Genomic DNA, 17,551 nt, shown 5'->3' on the forward strand with positions numbered 1-17,551 from the left:
ACAAACTCTTGGTTATGACGTTCTTTGTGCAGAACCCTCCTTTTACATTTAGATTATTAACCAAGAGAGTCCTTTCACTTAACAATCTTAAGTCTCCTGTGTCAAACTTTAGATTGTTAAGTGAAACGTCAGCGATACTCTATTTCTATTGTCATGTATACCAATTTTATTTATTATTCCAAGTTTCTATTTGACAAACACCTCTAATGATTATAATATTGTGATGCGACAAGGAAACGAATTACAAAAAACAGTATATACCAATATCGTTTTGGTCTATACCTTAAAAAAGAAAGAAGGAAAACAAATATGTGCGGAATCGTAGGTTATATTGGACATAAAGATGCAAAAGAGATTTTATTAAAAGGATTAGATACTTTGGAATACCGAGGATATGACTCTGCTGGTATTTATGTCACGGATGAATCAGACAAAGGTCATCTATTTAAAGAAAAAGGTCGCATCTCTGCACTTCGTGCTAAAGTCGACAACTCTGTTACTGCTTATTCAGGTATTGGCCATACACGTTGGGCTACACACGGTGTTCCGAGTGTTGAAAATGCTCACCCACACCAATCTACAAGCGGTCGTTTCACTATTGTACATAATGGTGTAATCGAAAACTTTGAAGAAGTAAAAGACGCTTATCTTTCAGATGTTCACTTCCACAGTACGACAGATACGGAAGTTATCGTTCAATTGATCGCTTGGTTTGTGGAAACTGAAGGTTTAGAAACCATTGATGCTTTCAAAAAAGCAACCGTTACCCTTAAAGGCTCTTACGCTTTAGCGTTAGTGGATAGCGAAGCTCCTGAAACTTTATATGCAGCTAAAAACAAATCTCCACTATTACTTGGTACTGGCGAAGGATTTAACGTCATTTCTTCTGATGCCATGGCAATGGTACAAGAAACGACTCAATTCATTGAATTAATGGATGGCGAAGTCGCTACTTTGACAAAAGATTCAATCAAAATCGAAGATTTAGCTGGTGAACTAATCGAACGTGACAGCTATACTGCTCATATCGATGCGAATGATTTAGGTAAAGGAACTTACCCTTACTACATGATCAAAGAAATCGACGAGCAGCCAGCTGTTATGCGTAAACTTGTTCAACAATACCAAAATGAAGAAGGTCAACTTGAAGTTGATGAAACGATCTTAAAAGAAATCCAAGAGAGTGACCGCATTTATGTAGTCGCTTGTGGTACAAGCTACAACGCTGGATGGGTTGGCAAGCAACTTCTTGAACGTGTAACTGGAACACCTACTGAAGTGCATTTAGCGAGCGAATTTGCTTACAACACGCCATTACTGACTAAGAAGCCATTCTTCATCTTCTTATCTCAATCTGGTGAAACTGCTGATAGCCGTCAAGTACTTGTTCAAGTGAACCATGCCGGTTATCCTTCACTAACTCTTACAAACGTACCTGGTTCAACGTTGTCCCGTGAAGCTAAACACACATTGCTCTTACATGCTGGTCCAGAAATTGCTGTTGCTTCAACCAAAGCCTATACAGCTCAAATCGCTGTTCTAGCGATTTTATCTGAATGTGTGGCTAAATTTAACGGAGTAGAACACTCTATTGATGTCGCTCACGAATTAGGTATTATTGCAAATGCCATTGAAACAGTTATTGATGATCACGAAATCTTTGAACACTTATCTGTTACACACTTAAGCACGAGTAAAAATGCTTTCTATATTGGACGTGGTATTGACTACTACATCGTTATGGAAGCAGCGTTGAAATTGAAAGAAGTTTCTTATGTTCAAGCTGAAGGTTGGGCTTCTGGAGAATTGAAACACGGAACGATTGCTTTAATCGAAGAAAACACACCTGTTATCTCTATTATTACAGATGAAGTTTCTGGTCCTCATACAAGAGGGAATGCACACGAAGTGATTTCTCGCGGTGCACACAGTATGATTATTTCTATGGAAGGTCTGGATCGCCAGGAAGATGCATACGTGCTTCCTAAAGTTCACGACTTATTGACTCCACTGATCAGTGTGATTCCAACTCAGTTGATTGCATACTACACTGCGCTACACCGTGGTAACGACGTCGACAAACCTCGTAACCTTGCAAAATCTGTAACTGTAGAATAATCAATAGAATAAAAAAGCCATCCCCTTTATGCAGACCAATTTCGTTGGTTCCGTAAAGGGGATTTTTTAAATCAATTATTTGATTTAGTCGTTGTAGATATAAACTCCCTTCTATCTACTTTTTAATACTCTATCAGTTAATACCTATTCCTTTTTCACCTTAAAATCTTTTTTAATGCACTCATGCTTTCTGTCTGGGTAAAGATCCTTTATACTTTGGTGTAGAAGATTATTTCTACACAAGGACGTGAAAATTTGGATACATTAATCGCTTCAATATTAGAGAAAATCAGCACTACTACCGAACCGATAATTATTGGTATTTCCGGTCACGGAGCAGCTGGTAAAACAACACTCGCACTCTCTTTGATTGAGACATTAGGAAAACATAAAGTCAACTACTTGAATACAGATCCCTATATTCTAGATTCAAGTATTAGAAAGTATACAACGATTGAATACGACTATATAGATACTACCCATAAATTCAAAATGACCGCTTGTCACCCAGAAGCACATTTTATACCCGCTCTAGAAAGAGACCTTTCAATGATTAGAAACGGTCTCCTCTTAAAGACAATCGATGTTCCTTATCTACCTCAAACGACAATGCTTCCTGAAAAGTCTATTACAATTGTTGAAGGTATGAGCGTGGCCTTTATCGATCCAGAACTAATCGATCTTTCAATCTATCTGCATACGGATGATGATACTGAATGGGTACGTAGAACGAACCGAGATGTATCTGAGAGAAATACTACATTATCTTATCTGACAAATTCTCATGCTGAACGACGTATTCAATATACTATATTCATGCATCCTTTCAGTAAGTCTTTTAACATCATTGTCAGACAGACGATAACTGATTTCCAGATTGAAAAAAATCACTAAAAAAAAGAAGTATCAATCCAGTGGGCAAATACTGAATTGATGCTTCTTTTTTATCATTAAATTTATGCTTCAGTAGGTTGTGTGGCTTGAACTGCACCTTCTTCTACTTGTTCGACACTCTCTGTTCCTTCTGTTTCCAGTTGGTAAGCTTTTTGATCTACGATTCTAAAGAATGGATAGTAAATGCCTGCCGAAAGTAATATTTGCACCATCTGCCATGCTCCACCTCGCCATCCACTAAGCAAGAACCCCGAAATGATTGGTGGGGTTGTCCAAGGAATATTCGCCCCATTTGCGTAAGGAACAATACCGGCTGACATCACAAAGTAAGTCAGACCCGACATCACCAGTGGCATCAATAAGAATGGAATCATCATAATGGGATTTAAAACAATAGGAAGTCCAAATATCAGTGGCTCGTTGATATTGAATAATCCAGGTACAAAAGCTAATTTTCCTAGCGTCTTGTACTGCTCAGATCTAGCAAACATCAAGATACAGAGTGCTAAACCTAATGTTGCACCTGCTCCTCCAACTTTAATAAAGTTATTGTAAAATTGTGCATTGATGATATTCGGCAAAGCCGTTCCAGAAGCAAAAGCTGTCGCATTCTCTGCAGTCAGATTCAACCAGATTGGATTCATGACTGCTCCAACAATATTAGAGCCATGTATACCAAATGACCATAATAATCCTTCAAAGATAAAGATGATAAAAGTTGTTGGTAACGTTCTAGATAAAGCCAGTAAAGGTGTTTGTAAAATTTCAAAAATGAATGCATGCGCTGTTTCGTATGAAATCAAGCTAAATCCGATTCGAATAAAGTTAAAAAGAACAATAACAATAAATCCTGGCACGAGAGCCGAGAAAGATCTTGCAACATTTGAAGGAACGGAATCCGGAAGTTTGATGACCCATCCCTTTTGAATGACAAGTCTATAAATTTCTGTTGCAATAATAGCTGATATCATTCCAACAAATAATCCACTAGCACTTAGATTCAACATTGGAATTCCTCTAGCCTCGTTTGCGGCGGTTATCGTAGGTGTCAAAACAAAGAACGCTACTAGCGAAATTAAGATGGCACCAATGTCATCCACTTTATAGTAGTTAGCCAATGATTTAGCCATACCAATCATAACAAAAGGTGTCATGATTTCCATTGTCATGTCATAGGGAACTTGAAAATACGATTTCCAATCTGCTCCAAGTAACCCTTCCATAAATCCAGGGTAACTCTCAATAGGTAAATTGGCAAAAAGCAGAAAAATAGAGCCAATAATAAGTAGAGACATTGCTCCGAAGAACCCCGCCTTGACAGCAGTCAAATACCGATTCGAATCTAATTTGAATGCAATAGGAGAAAGTACATCCGATAATTTATCCAGTGCGTTTTCCATATATAAAACCTTCTTCCTCAAAATAGTTTGATTATTTTAAAGCGTTTTCATTCCAGAGTGAAACAGTCCTGATTTTCTCTAATGCATAAAGTGAGCTCAAGAAAAGTTCTTTCTATCATTATGCATTCTGAGAGAATAAAAGATAAAAATGAAAAGTTATAACTTTTTCTATAAGACAATTATATGTAGGAAACACATTTTAAGCAAGCGTTTTCTTTACTGTTATATCAACATTAAGCGTGTGTAATCCATTACATGCGCGTCATTAACACTTATCTATTTTGAAAGTTTTTTTCAATATAACTCGACGTATGTTTTATGCATTATTGTATTATAAAATGATAATTTTTTTTAATATTCATCATTAAAAAGGAGCTTGCAAATATGCAGCTCCTTTACTGTTTATTTAAATGAAAGATACATCCGGTCAACCATGTTTGTGATTCTTTGACCGATTTCTCTATACGTGTTAGTCGGAAGATTCGCTAACGATACTCTTACAGTCCACTTACTTGAACCAAATGCCTCTGATTTTAGTAGCATCAATTGCTCTTCTTTTGCGAGTTTAGTGACAATATCTGTCATAGACCAGTTGGTTTGAATATAGTCTACGAAAGATGCTTCGTATTTTTCTTTCAACCACCATTCGAAGTCAATTTCACAATAATAAGCGGTATTCAATTCTTTGATTGGCATGCGCATACCTAGAGAATCGTATAGAGCCTTGCCTCTCTCCTGACAAATCCCTATAACTTCTTTCTTGTACACATCTTCTGTGTCCAGTAATGCATAAAGACTGAATAGGGTCATCATCACTTGCTGCGGAGCCGATAGACCTGCTGCATGATTTAAAGCCACTGATCGACTATCTGCAACCATCCGGTCAATAAATCGGATAGACTCAGGATCTGAGGTGAGCGTTTCATAACGATGATTCAATTGAGCTTTTTCATCTTCAGGTAATTGAGCCAGACGGTCATCAAAAATATTTTCTTTTGCGACCGCAATCGTTCCTATTCTCCATCCAGTTGCACCAAAATATTTTGAATAAGAATAGATGCAAGCCGTATTATAGGGTAAAACAGTAAATAACGAAGTAAATTGATTCAAAAAAGTGCCGTATACATCATCCGATAAAATCATCAGATCCGGATTGTCCTTTTCAACGATATCAATCAACTGATCAATAGAATCCCCATAAATTGCATTAGCAGTGGGATTACTTGGGTTGACGACAAAAACCGCTTTTATAGCATCGTCTCTCAAACGATCCAACTCTTCTTTCGGAAATTGATAGCTTGTTTCTCCATTAATCGTCACGAGTTCTGAGCGAATGTAATGAACATTAAATCCGTACTCTGGCAGCTCTGGTATTTCCATATAAGGTGCAAAAGTAGGAATCAGTAAAGCTATGGTGTCCCCTTGATTTAATAAGGCATTGTTAACTAAAGAATTGAATGTATAAACAATACCAGCGGTTCCACCCTCTACTGCAAATACATCGAATGGGACACTTTTTGAGTCGAATAGTTCATGATGCAAATACTGTTTGATTGGTTCTTCACTGGCATTCAAAATACGTTCCGGATGTGGATAATTATCTCCGATCACGTCGTCCAGCATATGTTTCAACCATACTTCTTTTGGCATACCCATTAAATGATTGCCTTTTTCCCAAATACTTTGAAGCAAACGAGCTCCTTGCGTTTCCTTGGAATCTAAAAAGGTTTCGAACCTTTCTGATCTACTATCATCTTCTTTGATCATTCCAGCGATTTGTCTGTTTTCTCCGAGCATTGTTTCTTTGACTGCAAATTCCCCTAATAGGAAAAAAGCTTCTCTTGGTATTGGTGCCGTCCAGTTCGGGTTCCCTCTACCAGCATTCAAAAATTCTTTCGTATTAGGGGTTTTCTGCATTTGTTCTTCTAAATAAAGATTTAATTCAAAAGGGCTCAGACTTTCAAGATCCTGCTTCAAAATTCCACTCCTAGTTTTTTGTAATGATTTTATTTTATCTCCATTTGTAATTGTAACAAAGATATCGAACGACCCCAAGTCTATAGGACATTAGATAAAGAATTTATATAAATTCTCATATAAGCTCATTATTATGTGAACAATTTAATGAATAGACGAAATTTAAACAAAAAAACTAGCCTCCCTAGAAATTAAGAATGCCAGTCTCCTAGTTTTTTAGTACTGTTCGAACCAATCTGTGATTGCATCCATTCTTGCAAGTCGTAAATTGGGTAAACCCATTCTCGAAAGTCCATGGCTGGATTTAGGGAATGTGATCAATTTTGTATCGACTTTATGTTTCTTCATTGCGATATACATTTGCTCTGCTTGTTCTTGTGGACATCTTAAGTCCTCTTCTCCATGAATAACAAGTAGCGGTGTTTTTACATTCTCAGCATATGCTAGAGGAGACATTCTCCAGAGTTCTTGCATCTCGCTAAGATCGTGCTGCAACTGAAATTCTACGAAATGAGGTCCGATGTCACTTGTTCCATAGAAACTGATCCAATTAGAAATACAGCGTTGTGTAACGGCAGCCTTGAATCTGTCCGTATGTCCAACAATCCAGTTCGTCATGAATCCACCATAACTTCCACCAGCGACATACAATTTTTCTGTATCGATTTCTGGATGTTGCTCTATAACGTAGTCCGTTCCAAGCATCAAATCTTCATAGTCTTTGTTACCATAATCTCCTAAGATTGAAGCAACAAAATCCTGACCATAGCCATTTCCGCCGCGTGGGTTCAATAAAATCACACCATACCCTTGAGCAGATAGTTTCTGCATTTCGTGGAAGAAGGTTTCTCCATAACAGACTTGCGGTCCACCGTGTACATAAAGAATTGCAGGATGTTTTTCTTTTTTATCGACGGGTGGCATATACCATCCTTGAATATCCCAATTGTCAGCTCCTTTATACCAGAACATCTCTGGTTCAACGATTGTGTATTCAGAAACCACAGTAGCATTCGGATCATACAATTTTTCAATTGTTCCAGTTTTCAAATTCAGTAAACCAACTTCACTTGGGATTGTTGCTGTCGAGTAGGTTACAGCAACTCTATCTTGTTCATCTGTTAGATCTCCACCTGTGAACTGAACTTTTTCGTCAACCAGTTTCTCTAGCTGGCCTTTTCGATTCCCTTTAAAAATTTGCAACTTTCCGTGTTCTGTTACTGGGAAAAGATAGTCTTCATTATTTAGCCACTGAACCGGGAAGTCGGATACATTCTGCTGGAAATCCCCGATAATCGTATCGCCTACCTCTGCGTCCAATTCTTTAGTTAAACAGACAAGTGTTTGTTCGGTTACATCGTACCCATAAAGCTTCGCTTGTGATACAAATGCAAATTTAAAATCATTTCCTACTAATAGATAAAAATCTTCAGCCTCGTTTGCTGCTACAAACTGGAAACTGCCTTGGGGAATTTCTTTTGTGATAGTTATTGTCTTTTTTGATTCAATAGAATATTTAAAGACACTGCCACCATAAACCCATTCGTCTTCTGGATCCAATTTGTCAGAAATCAAAAGATAGCTTTCGTCTTTTGAAACGTAGCTCAATCCAACTGGGCGGTCTTTTTCTAAAATAAGCTGGTCATTTTTAGTCGCAAGATCTACCTTTTTGATCTGGTAAGTGAGATCTACGGGATTGACACCTCTTCCATCCATTTTATATTGAAGGGTTGTAATTACTTTAGGCTCTGGGTGCTTTTTCTTGTCTTTAATCTCTTCCGTTTGATCAGCGTTTGAATCTTCTTTTGTTTTCTTTGAGGTCTGATAATAAACACTTGCGCTATTGCTGGTCCATTCATACGAAAATACACCATTTTTTTCCGAAGTTAATTGAAAAGCAGAACCTCCGGAGAGTGAAATCAAGAAAATTTGGGTTTTCTTGTCTTCTGTATTATTTGAAAGATAGGCCAACCATTTACCATTAGGAGAAACACTAATTTCTACATTAGCAGATCCACTATCTCCCCAGTGCGTTTTCTCTTCAGTCTTTTGATGTACACTATAAATAGAGGTACGGTATTCATTTGTTTCTTCTTTCAGATCCGTTTCGACAAAAAAAACATGATCTTTCCAAACTTTCGGTTGTGAAACAGTTTTTAAATCAAATATACCTTCAGGTGTCAAAGTTTTCAAAATCAAATCATCCTCCATTTTTAAATTGCATTAAAATATAACTAACAATTATAACTATTGCTTTTAAGTAACTTTTTTTAAATCCTTGTAGGTTTTAAAAGATACTTAATACTTTAGATATAAATATAACTACTTATTTATTCTAATATACATAGAAATAACTTAATACAATTTTGCCATTCTTATGTTAGATAGTCAATAGCGTTTAATGATAAAAATCTCATTTAACCTTTGATTTTTAATTTGAGTTTTTTGCATGCAAATTCTTCTGATTTTTTAAGTATAACACTGTATTCATTTCTCGTTTGTGATATAATGAACTTGTAGAAAATAGTTTAATTTTAAGAGGAGCGTGTCAATATGAGTTCACTAAATGACAAACAAAAAATCATCTTAATCGGAGATGGCGCAGTAGGATCTAGCTATGCTTACTCTCTAATCAATCAAAACATTGGGCAAGAACTAGGGATTATTGATGTTAATCGAGATAAAGCCGAAGGCGATGTGATGGATTTAAGTAGTGCTCTAGCTTTCACCGCACCTAAAAAACTATATGTTGCCGATTATGAAGATTGCGCAGATGCTGATTTAATCGTCTACACTGCTGGAGCAAATCAAAAACCTGGTGAAACCAGACTTGATTTAACCGAAAAAAACCTACGCATAACTAAGAGTGTTGTGGATAGTGTTATGGCAAGTGGTTTCAATGGTATTTTCTTAGTCGCAACAAATCCTGTAGACATTTTGACTTATGCTGTATATAAATGGTCTGGACTTCCTTCTAAACAAGTTATCGGCTCTGGTACTTCTTTAGATAGTGCTCGATTCCGTCAAGCAATTGCAAATTTATTAGATGTGGATGTAAGAAACGTTCACGGTTATATTATTGGAGAACATGGTGATACTGAATTTCCTGTTTGGTCTCACGCGAATGTAGCCGGTTTACACATCAATGAGTGGTTAGAACATAACCCTGACACAGATGAGCAAGCACTGGTAGATATATTCTTTTCTGTAAGAGATGCAGCTTATAATATTATAGAGAAAAAAGGCGCTACTTTTTATGGTATCGGTGTGTCTCTAGCAAGAATCACTCGAGCGATTTTGAATAATGAGCATGCTGTTCTTCCATTATCTGTTTATCTTGAAGGTCAATACGGAGAAGAAGATATTTATCTAGGTACACCTGCTATAGTCAACCGTAGTGGAATGAAACAGATTATTGAGATTCCATTAAACGATTCTGAACAAGAGAAAATGAAACATTCTGCTCAAACCATTAGAGAACACTTGAATGATGTAATCAAAAATAGTCCAGATTTAGCTTTCGAATAACCACCTTTTAGCATGAGTCTATAAAGATTCATGCTTTTTATTATGCTTTAAAAAAACGATTATCTATCGGTTAATCGTTTTTATAGATGACGATCATCGACGGTTAAAAAAGATCATTCGGATAAGAAATACCCGAATGATCTTTTTAGATTTTTCTACTGAGCAATTGTTTAGTCAGTTGATAAATGATTGCTTTCTCTTTTGTATCTGGTAAAGATTTGATTTTTTTTAACGATTTTTCAGTATATTTTTCTGCTAGTCGCTTTGCTTCAGATACACCATCCAATTCAATAACTAACTGACGCACTTTTTTTGTATCTTCTTCTGTCATCTTTTCTTTTTTGTTCAGTAAAGAGAGAAATGCACTACGATTTTTTCGCATTGCAAAAATTAATGGCGCAGTATAAATGCCTTGTCTAACATCTTCTAGAACCGGCTTACCAAAGTCCTCTGAGGATATTGTATAATCCAGAACATCATCCAATATTTGAAAGGCCATTCCCATGTGGCTTCCTATATGATAAGCGATTCTAGCTCTTTTCTCTGGTAGTCCACCTTCAAGAGCTCCTGCATAGCAGGATAAAGCAAATAACTGTGCTGTTTTACCAGATATCTGTGTGAGATATTGTCGAATCGTCATGTGCGTATGATAATACAGCCTCATCTGATCCAGCTCACCCATTAAAATTCGTTCCATTCCTTTTGTGTTGACCTCAAACTGCTGATTGCTTTGTACGTATTGTGCAAGCAATCGAAAAGAGACCGTAAACAGATAATCTCCTGCGTAGACAGCAGCATCTTTTCCGTAACGAGACTGAATCGTTTCCTGTCCCCTTCTTTTTGGTGAATCATCTATGATATCATCATGGATCAGTGTGGCTGTATGAAGCAGTTCGATTGAAGCAGCTACTGCTTGCGCTCGTTTTGCATCATGCTCTGATCCAAACGTCGAAAAAAGAAGGGTATACGCTGGTCTAAGCATTTTCCCGCCTCTATTAAAGACATCCTTTAAAACAGTTTCCACTTCTTTGTTCCGCATCTGAATCGACCGTTCGATGAGCTTGGTTACTTCTCCCAGTTCGGTCGCTAATTCAGGATACGGTTCCCATATCGAATGTAGTTTCATTGGTATCTCCTTTTAATCCCATGAATTTAAAAAAGTGAAAGCGAGCTACTTCCCCCGCCTCCACTCTGTCTGTTTTTATTTAATTTTACGTGTGTATAGAAGCACTTTTCCCGTACCAGATGGTGCCGGCTTTCTTTTGTATCCAAGGAATCACATAGTAGTCCAGACCGAATGCTCGACCAGATCCATTCATTAATGCGATGGCTACAAAGATAAACCAGATATTTACCCAATAGAACATGCCAGAAAGTGTAAATGATAAAACCAAGCCAATGGTTGCTGCACTTGTTAGCCAAGTGAACAATCCAAAAATCAGAGCCAAAGCAATCGCGATTTCAACGCATGTCATAAACTTCTGAAAGAATAGAGCCATTTCTGTATTAGGTATCATAATTTTCATTATACTTTCGAACCAGCTAGGTGCGTGCTCTAAAATCATCATCGGCTGCTCTCCATAAGCATAGCTTAGACCAAATATCGGTTTCGCAACCTCTTCAACAGCTTCTGAAGCTCCGGAAGTCGGATCTTGAAGCCATGAGAACGGCAGTAGCACCTGATCTCCAAACCAACTCTCCGCCCCTAATATACCAAACGCTTTCTTCAATCCTTCTACTAACCACATGCTACCATAAAACACCCTTAGAGGAACACTCCATAAAACATTTCCGTATCTAGAAAGGTGTCCGCGGAAAATGTTCCGCTTGTTTTTAATATGGAAAAATTCATGAAAGATGTATTGCGTCATATAATAGCCTGAGCGGATATCCAAGAAATACTTCAAATTTACAATATGTTTCATTAAAATGGCAAGAAATCCGCTTAAATGAATTTTGTCAAATAGATAGGCTACACCATAAGTTGATCCTACCGATACCAACGTACCTTGATAATTTGATTCATGTGGATGTTTTTCTCCACCTTCTATTTTAGCTACAATATTTGTTGCTGCTGTGTGTCCTGTTTGTTCCGCCGCCTGAACAATCTGTGGTGTAGGTTTTCCGTTTTCTTCATAGTAAACCAAGTCACCAATGACATACACGTCTTCTAGATCTTTCGCTTCCATATACTCATTCGCAACTAATCTTCCAGCACGTGCTTTTTCAGTTCCAAAATCTTCTATATCTGAATTCGCTTTTACACCGGCTGCCCAGATGAGTGTATGTGTCGCTAGTACTTCATTCGTTTTCAGTTCAACTGAATGCGCCGTAACATTTACAACGGGTGCTTCGGTTAATATGCGTACTTTCTTTTTACGTAAGTATTTTTCTACTTTACTAGAAGAAACTTTAGGAATTGTACTCAGTATTTCCGGAAGTGCTTCAACTACAATTAATTCAATTTCACTTGCATCGATATGATATTTTTCTGCAAGGACAGGTTTCCAATCAACCAGTTCCCCAATCATTTCAATTCCTGTTAAACCAGAACCACAAACAACGAATCTAAGCATAGCTGCTCTTTTTTCTAAATCGCGCTCTCTAGCAGCTAGAGCAACAGTGTCCTCTATATGACGTCTGATACGAACAGCGTCTTCCCATGACCATAGTGTAAAGCCATTTTCTTTAACTCCCGGCGTTCCAAAATCATTCGCTTCTCCACCCATACCGAGTACAAGATAATCATATTTGTATTGACCATTTTCTGTGATTACTGTTTTGTCCTCATGATTAAGCTTAGTAACATTATCCGTAATCAGTTGAACGTTTTTTCTTCTAGAGAATAAGCGTTGTAAATCATACTGGATGGCATCAGGTTCAACTCGTCCTCCAGCAACCTCATGTAGCTCTGTCATATAAGTATGATAGGGATGGCGATCAATCAAGGTAATCGCTACTTGATCATTTTTTTTCAGCTTTTTTGAAAGTAGTTTCGCAGCAGATACACCCGCAAAACCTCCTCCAACAACAACAATATTAATCTGTGGCATAATGGTATACTCCTTTTAGATACTTAATTATTGTGAATAAATTTCAATTTTAATTGATAATCATTTCACAAAACTATTTATGCATTTATTATAACGAAAGCGAGACAATATGTCTATAAGATCTTTAAAATCTTTTTATATTAGGCATTTACGTTACTATCGTACGATTTAACAAATAAAACACTAACTCTATAATTATTGTTTGTGAACTTATAGACAAATCAATTTCAGTGTTGTATACTACACTTGTTAAATACTTATCAAGAGAAATCTTCTTTTGATTATCATACTTATTATGGAGGGAATACCATGTTTATCAAAAAAGGCATCATATTCGCAGCAACATTATTTGCTTCAACAATCGTATTAACAGCTTGTGGGAATTCAGATGATTCAGCATCTAGCGCTAATGAAGGTACAACAGAAGAATCAACTTCTGCTGAACTACAAGATGGCACTTATTCTTTAAAGGAAACAAACTTTGACGAAAACGGCTGGCGCGTCCTGTTTGATCTAACTGTCAGTGATGGCAAAATCACAGAGTCCGATTACGATTATGAAGATGCAGATGGAAACTTGAAATCTGAAAATGAAGAGTATCAGGAAAATATGTCTGAAAAGGTTGGTGTTGGTCCAGCTGATTATATTCCTCAGTTAAACGGAGAATTGGAAGAGAAACAAGATCCTTCTGAAGTCGATGCTGTTTCTGGTGCGACACACTCTTCCGAAAGCTTTATCAAATATGCCAATCAATTAGTGGACGCTGCTAAAGAAGGCAATACAGATCCTATTGAAGTGAGCAACTAATCTAGGTCTTTCATCCCCTATTATTTTGAATTATAATAGGAAAAGAACCTTACGATAAGCAGACCTTGGATAATCGTCTAAGGTCTGCTTTTTTATTCAGTTTTATTTTTAAAGGAGTTTATATAAATGAAAAAAACTAAGGGGTACACATTATTTTCACTTTCGTGTTGTTTATTATTATTTTTAACAGGTTGCGGGTCATTTGCTTCCTCTGATAGCCGAAACCTTGCAACTACACCTTATGAAGAAACAGAATTTTTAATGGGAACCGTTGTGAGGATCGCTATTTATAATAAAAATTCAGAGGCTGTTTTAGATACAGCTTTTGACCGTATTAAAGAACTTGCAGAATTTATTACAACCGAAGAAGATGGAGAAAGTTCCATGATTTCCAGAATCAATGAGCAAGCTGGTAAAGAACCTGTTGCCATATCAGACGATCTTTATGCCCTCATTAAATCATCTGTTACTTATAGCCAAGAGACAAATGGGAGCTTCGATCTTACGATTGGACCTCTTACGAACTTGTGGAGAATTGGTTATCCAGAAGCACGATTACCTGATCAAGCTGAAATTGATCAAGCTTTGACGCTCGTTGATTACAATAAGGTTATCCTTAATGATCAGGATCAGACCGTCTTTTTAAAAGACCCTGGTATGCGGCTAGATCTTGGCGCTATTGCAAAAGGATTTATTACTGATGAAATTGTCCAGGTCCTAAAAGAAAACGATGTAAACACGGCTATAATCGATTTAGGAGGAAACCTGTTTGTAATGGGCAACAGCCCAAGTGATGAACAAACCGAGTGGCAAGTTGGTATTCAAGATCCTTTTGAAGATCGAGGAACGATTCTTGGTTCTTTGCCGGCTAGCGATGAGTCCATTGTGACATCTGGTGTCTATGAACGTTTCCTTGAAGTTGATGGCAAACAATATGCTCATTTAATGAATCCCGAAACAGGCTATCCTTTTGACAATGAACTAGCTGGAGTCAGTGTCGTTACAAAGGAATCCATTGACGGAGATGGATTATCAACTTCTCTTTTTTCAAAAGGATTGGACGAAGGACTTAATTTTGTTAATCAGCTAGATGGTGTAGATGCCATTTTTGTCACTAAAAATAAAGAGGTTTATGTATCTGATGGATTAAAAGACTTTGATCTTACCAATGATGCGTTTACTCTAATGAACGGAGACGACCAATGACAGCTAGAGTTTTTTTTGATTTAGTAGAAATTAAGACTAAGTTGGCCAGTTTATTTCCATTCATGATTGGTACGTTATTTACAGTTTACTATTTTCACATGTTTGATTTTGTTAACACACTAATTTTTTTCTGTTCCATGCTGATCTTTGATATGACAACAACAGCTATTAATAATCTAATGGATTATCAGAAAGCTAAAGCTGATGGATATAAAAAAGAGGTCAACATCATTGGGCAAGCCCAAATTTCAGAAAAACTCGTTATTACTTTAATCTTTACTATGCTTGCAACTGCTTCTTTGCTAGGTATTCTACTCGTTTTTAGAACTAGTATTTTACTGTTGTTTATGGGCGGCTTATGTTTTTTGATTGGTATCTTTTACACTTTTGGTCCTGTTCCTATTTCTAGAATGCCTTTAGGAGAAGCTGTTTCCGGTATAACAATGGGCTTTGGTATTTTTTTCCTTTCTGTGTTTGTCAATACAGAAAGTGGCCTATTATTGGATTTGATTTATCAGTTTCCCGATTTTAATGTTACGGGAAATAGCTTGTTGTTGATCGTGCTTTTGTTCGTTTCGTTGCCTCTCGTTTTCTTGATTGCGAATATTATGCTGGCAAACAACTTATGTGATCTTGAACAAGACATTTCAAATCACCGCTATACTCTTCCGTATTATATTGGTAAAAAAAGAGGAATCCAGTTATTTAATGTATTGGTTTATGCTAGTTATATTGTCATTGTGGTTGCCGTTTTATCGACACTATTACACCCTATTCTATTACTGATACTATTGACCTTGTTTCCCATCAGAAAAAATTTACAGCAGTTTAATCGAGCTCAGATCAAAGAAAAGACATTTGTTATCGCAATTAAGAATCTTGTTCTATTCTGTGGAGCAGAGACTATTTTACTCGCTATCAGTTTATTTTTATAATGACACAGCACAAAAAGAAGCTAACAGTAATAAAAATACTGTCAGCTTCTTTTTTTACGCTCCTGTTTTTATCTAAAGTGGAATAATGATTTCTTCTTGATCATCTTGTTTTTCATCAGATGATTTTGATTGGATTTCAATAATCAATTTGTGCGGGAGGACCACAACGGTTTCTCCTGGACGACTGATCCAGCCTTTTCTAACACCCAACTGATCTGGACTATTGTCTTCTTTATTCCGAATTCTGGTTCCATCTACCTCGACAATATTGTACTGATCGTCAGATGGATAGAACGTCATCAATTCGTGAGGTGTTTCCTCAGACAATTCTACACTATACACTTCTTCTCCAGCAATCTTAACTGTAGCAATTGTTTTGGCATCTTCATCGATCGTACTTAAATGAACCCCATAGACAATATGTGGAATGAAAGACGCGACAAACAAGCAGACGATAATAACAGCATCTAGTGGTTTCATTTTACTTAAATGAAACCTGATCTTCTCCATCACTTCATTCATCCTTTCTATCCAATGGATCTATGTAAACATTAAAAACACTAGACGCCGTAAATCTCTTGAAGATTTACGGCTTAAAGGTCTAGTGTTTCATCCTGCAATATCGTTTAATTTATTTTTTGAATTTTTTCTCGAATAAAGGGCTGACTGATTTATTTTCGTGGATACGTTTAATCGCGTGTCCCATCAATTCACCAACACTTACCTGAGCGATTTTTTCAATTTTTTGTTCTTCCGGCAAGTTGATTGAGTCCGTAACAACCATTTTCTTAATCGGAGAAGCTTCCAGTCTCTCAATAGCTGGACCTGAAAATACCGCATGTGTTCCACATGCATAAACTTCTTTTGCACCTTGATTGATTAAGGCATCTGCAGCAAGTGTGATTGTGCCTGCTGTGTCCACTAAATCATCAATCAATACTGCAGTTTTACCATTTACATTTCCAACAATATTCATGACTTCAGCTACGTTCGCTTTAGGTCTACGCTTGTCTATGATCGCTATCGGAGATTTAAGGAATTCTGCTAGTTTACGCGCACGAGTTACTCCTCCGTGATCGGGAGATACAACAACTGTGTCCTCTCCACAAAGACCTTTATCTAAGAACCAGTTCGCAAGTAGCGACGCGCCTAGAAGATGATCTACTGGAATATCGAAGAACCCTTGAATCTGAGAAGCATGCAAATCAAGCGTCAAAATGCGGTCTGCACCTGCTTGAGTAATCATATTCGCAACTAGTTTAGCTGTGATTGGTTCACGAGATCTAGCTTTTCTATCTTGTCTTGCATAACCATAATAAGGAATCACGACATTAATCGTTTTAGCACTTGCTCTTCTCAATGCATCGATCATGATCAATACTTCCATTAAATGATCATTAGCAGGAGCGGATGTAGATTGAATCAAGTAGACATGATCACCACGAATACTTTCTTCAATATTGATACGAATCTCTCCATCACTAAATTTCTTGACAGAAACGTCACCTAGTTCAACACCAACGTCTTTTGCAATTTTCTCTGCAAGGGGAACGTTAGAACTCAAAGCAAAAATCTTAAGTTTTGGATCAGAATACAATTCGGACATGTGGGCCTCCAATTTTTCTATGCGTCT

At 37.0% G+C, this 17,551-nt stretch carries 13 protein-coding genes; 6 read left to right on the top strand and 7 right to left on the bottom strand.

Features of this window, described 5'->3' with window-relative positions:
- Positions 1-309: 309 nt before the first annotated feature.
- Together glmS and VXN63_RS05085 are read left to right on the top strand one after the other, a co-directional pair.
- Positions 310-2,118 (top strand): glutamine--fructose-6-phosphate transaminase (isomerizing), encoded by a 1,809-nt coding sequence (gene glmS / locus VXN63_RS05080; protein WP_327756900.1) that lies wholly within the window; start codon positions 310-312, stop codon positions 2,116-2,118.
- Between the two features lie 255 nt (positions 2,119-2,373).
- Entirely contained in the window at positions 2,374-3,012 is a 639-nt protein-coding gene (locus VXN63_RS05085; protein WP_327756901.1) for a uridine kinase family protein, read from the top strand.
- A gap of 62 nt (positions 3,013-3,074) precedes the next feature.
- On the opposite strand, the gene celB is transcribed toward VXN63_RS05085, so the two are convergent.
- From celB to VXN63_RS05100, 3 genes are all read right to left on the bottom strand, one after another.
- Positions 3,075-4,412 carry a PTS cellobiose transporter subunit IIC gene (gene celB, locus VXN63_RS05090; RefSeq protein WP_327756903.1) on the bottom strand — a complete coding sequence of 446 codons (1,338 nt, stop codon included), beginning with the start codon at positions 4,410-4,412 and terminating at the stop codon, positions 3,075-3,077.
- Between the two features lie 402 nt (positions 4,413-4,814).
- Entirely contained in the window at positions 4,815-6,389 is a 1,575-nt protein-coding gene (gene aspD / locus VXN63_RS05095) for an aspartate 4-decarboxylase (RefSeq protein WP_327756904.1), read from the bottom strand.
- A 216-nt stretch (positions 6,390-6,605) separates the two neighbouring features.
- Positions 6,606-8,582, bottom strand: a complete 1,977-nt coding sequence (locus VXN63_RS05100) for a S9 family peptidase (RefSeq protein ID WP_327756905.1) — start codon at positions 8,580-8,582, stop codon at positions 6,606-6,608.
- A 360-nt stretch (positions 8,583-8,942) separates the two neighbouring features.
- Here VXN63_RS05100 and VXN63_RS05105 point away from each other — a divergent pair, with 360 nt between their 5' ends.
- Positions 8,943-9,917, top strand: coding sequence for an L-lactate dehydrogenase (locus VXN63_RS05105; RefSeq protein WP_327756906.1), 975 nt, complete (start codon positions 8,943-8,945; stop codon positions 9,915-9,917).
- A 145-nt stretch (positions 9,918-10,062) separates the two neighbouring features.
- Here the strand turns inward: VXN63_RS05105 and VXN63_RS05110 are convergent, their stop codons facing one another.
- Positions 10,063-11,043: a polyprenyl synthetase family protein gene (locus VXN63_RS05110; RefSeq protein WP_327756907.1), complete on the bottom strand. Its 981-nt coding sequence runs from the start codon at positions 11,041-11,043 to the stop codon at positions 10,063-10,065.
- Positions 11,044-11,128: 85 nt separating this feature from the next.
- Positions 11,129-12,970: an NAD(P)/FAD-dependent oxidoreductase gene (locus VXN63_RS05115; RefSeq protein WP_327756908.1), complete on the bottom strand. Its 1,842-nt coding sequence runs from the start codon at positions 12,968-12,970 to the stop codon at positions 11,129-11,131.
- Positions 12,971-13,279: 309 nt separating this feature from the next.
- Between VXN63_RS05115 and VXN63_RS05120 the strand changes: the two genes are divergently transcribed.
- The 3 genes from VXN63_RS05120 (at position 13,280) to menA (ending at position 15,918) form a co-directional block, all read left to right on the top strand.
- Positions 13,280-13,777, top strand: coding sequence for an FMN-binding protein (locus VXN63_RS05120; protein WP_327756909.1), 498 nt, complete (start codon positions 13,280-13,282; stop codon positions 13,775-13,777).
- Between the two features lie 126 nt (positions 13,778-13,903).
- Positions 13,904-14,983 carry an FAD:protein FMN transferase gene (locus tag VXN63_RS05125; RefSeq protein ID WP_327756910.1) on the top strand — a complete coding sequence of 360 codons (1,080 nt, stop codon included), beginning with the start codon at positions 13,904-13,906 and terminating at the stop codon, positions 14,981-14,983.
- The gene (gene menA, locus VXN63_RS05130) at positions 14,980-15,918 is read left to right on the top strand and encodes a 1,4-dihydroxy-2-naphthoate polyprenyltransferase (protein ID WP_327756911.1); all 939 of its coding nucleotides are present in this window, start codon (positions 14,980-14,982) and stop codon (positions 15,916-15,918) included. Before VXN63_RS05125 ends, menA begins: the two co-directional genes overlap by 4 nt.
- Before the next feature lie 72 nt (positions 15,919-15,990).
- Here menA and VXN63_RS05135 read toward each other — a convergent pair whose 3' ends face one another.
- Entirely contained in the window at positions 15,991-16,428 is a 438-nt protein-coding gene (locus VXN63_RS05135) for a NusG domain II-containing protein (protein WP_327756912.1), read from the bottom strand.
- Positions 16,429-16,549: 121 nt separating this feature from the next.
- A complete protein-coding gene (locus VXN63_RS05140; protein ID WP_225744705.1) occupies positions 16,550-17,524 on the bottom strand; it encodes a ribose-phosphate diphosphokinase in 975 nt (324 codons plus the stop codon).
- Positions 17,525-17,551 lie beyond the last annotated feature (27 nt).

This window comes from Marinilactibacillus sp. XAAS-LB27 (assembly GCF_036039175.1).
GTDB lineage: Bacteria > Bacillota > Bacilli > Lactobacillales > Carnobacteriaceae_A > Marinilactibacillus.

Excerpts from the sequence above, each read along its gene's own strand:
- VXN63_RS05135 (WP_327756912.1), bottom strand. The coding sequence starts at position 16,428 with ATGGAGAAGATCAGGTTTCATTTAAGTAAAATGAAACCACTAGATGCT.
- menA (WP_327756911.1), top strand. The coding sequence starts at position 14,980 with ATGACAGCTAGAGTTTTTTTTGATTTAGTAGAAATTAAGACTAAGTTG.
- VXN63_RS05120 (WP_327756909.1), top strand. The coding sequence starts at position 13,280 with ATGTTTATCAAAAAAGGCATCATATTCGCAGCAACATTATTTGCTTCA.
- VXN63_RS05110 (WP_327756907.1), bottom strand. The coding sequence starts at position 11,043 with ATGAAACTACATTCGATATGGGAACCGTATCCTGAATTAGCGACCGAA.
- VXN63_RS05105 (WP_327756906.1), top strand. The coding sequence starts at position 8,943 with ATGAGTTCACTAAATGACAAACAAAAAATCATCTTAATCGGAGATGGC.
- VXN63_RS05115 (WP_327756908.1), bottom strand. The coding sequence starts at position 12,970 with ATGCCACAGATTAATATTGTTGTTGTTGGAGGAGGTTTTGCGGGTGTA.
- VXN63_RS05125 (WP_327756910.1), top strand. The coding sequence starts at position 13,904 with ATGAAAAAAACTAAGGGGTACACATTATTTTCACTTTCGTGTTGTTTA.
- celB (WP_327756903.1), bottom strand. The coding sequence starts at position 4,412 with ATGGAAAACGCACTGGATAAATTATCGGATGTACTTTCTCCTATTGCA.
- glmS (WP_327756900.1), top strand. The coding sequence starts at position 310 with ATGTGCGGAATCGTAGGTTATATTGGACATAAAGATGCAAAAGAGATT.
- VXN63_RS05140 (WP_225744705.1), bottom strand. The coding sequence starts at position 17,524 with ATGTCCGAATTGTATTCTGATCCAAAACTTAAGATTTTTGCTTTGAGT.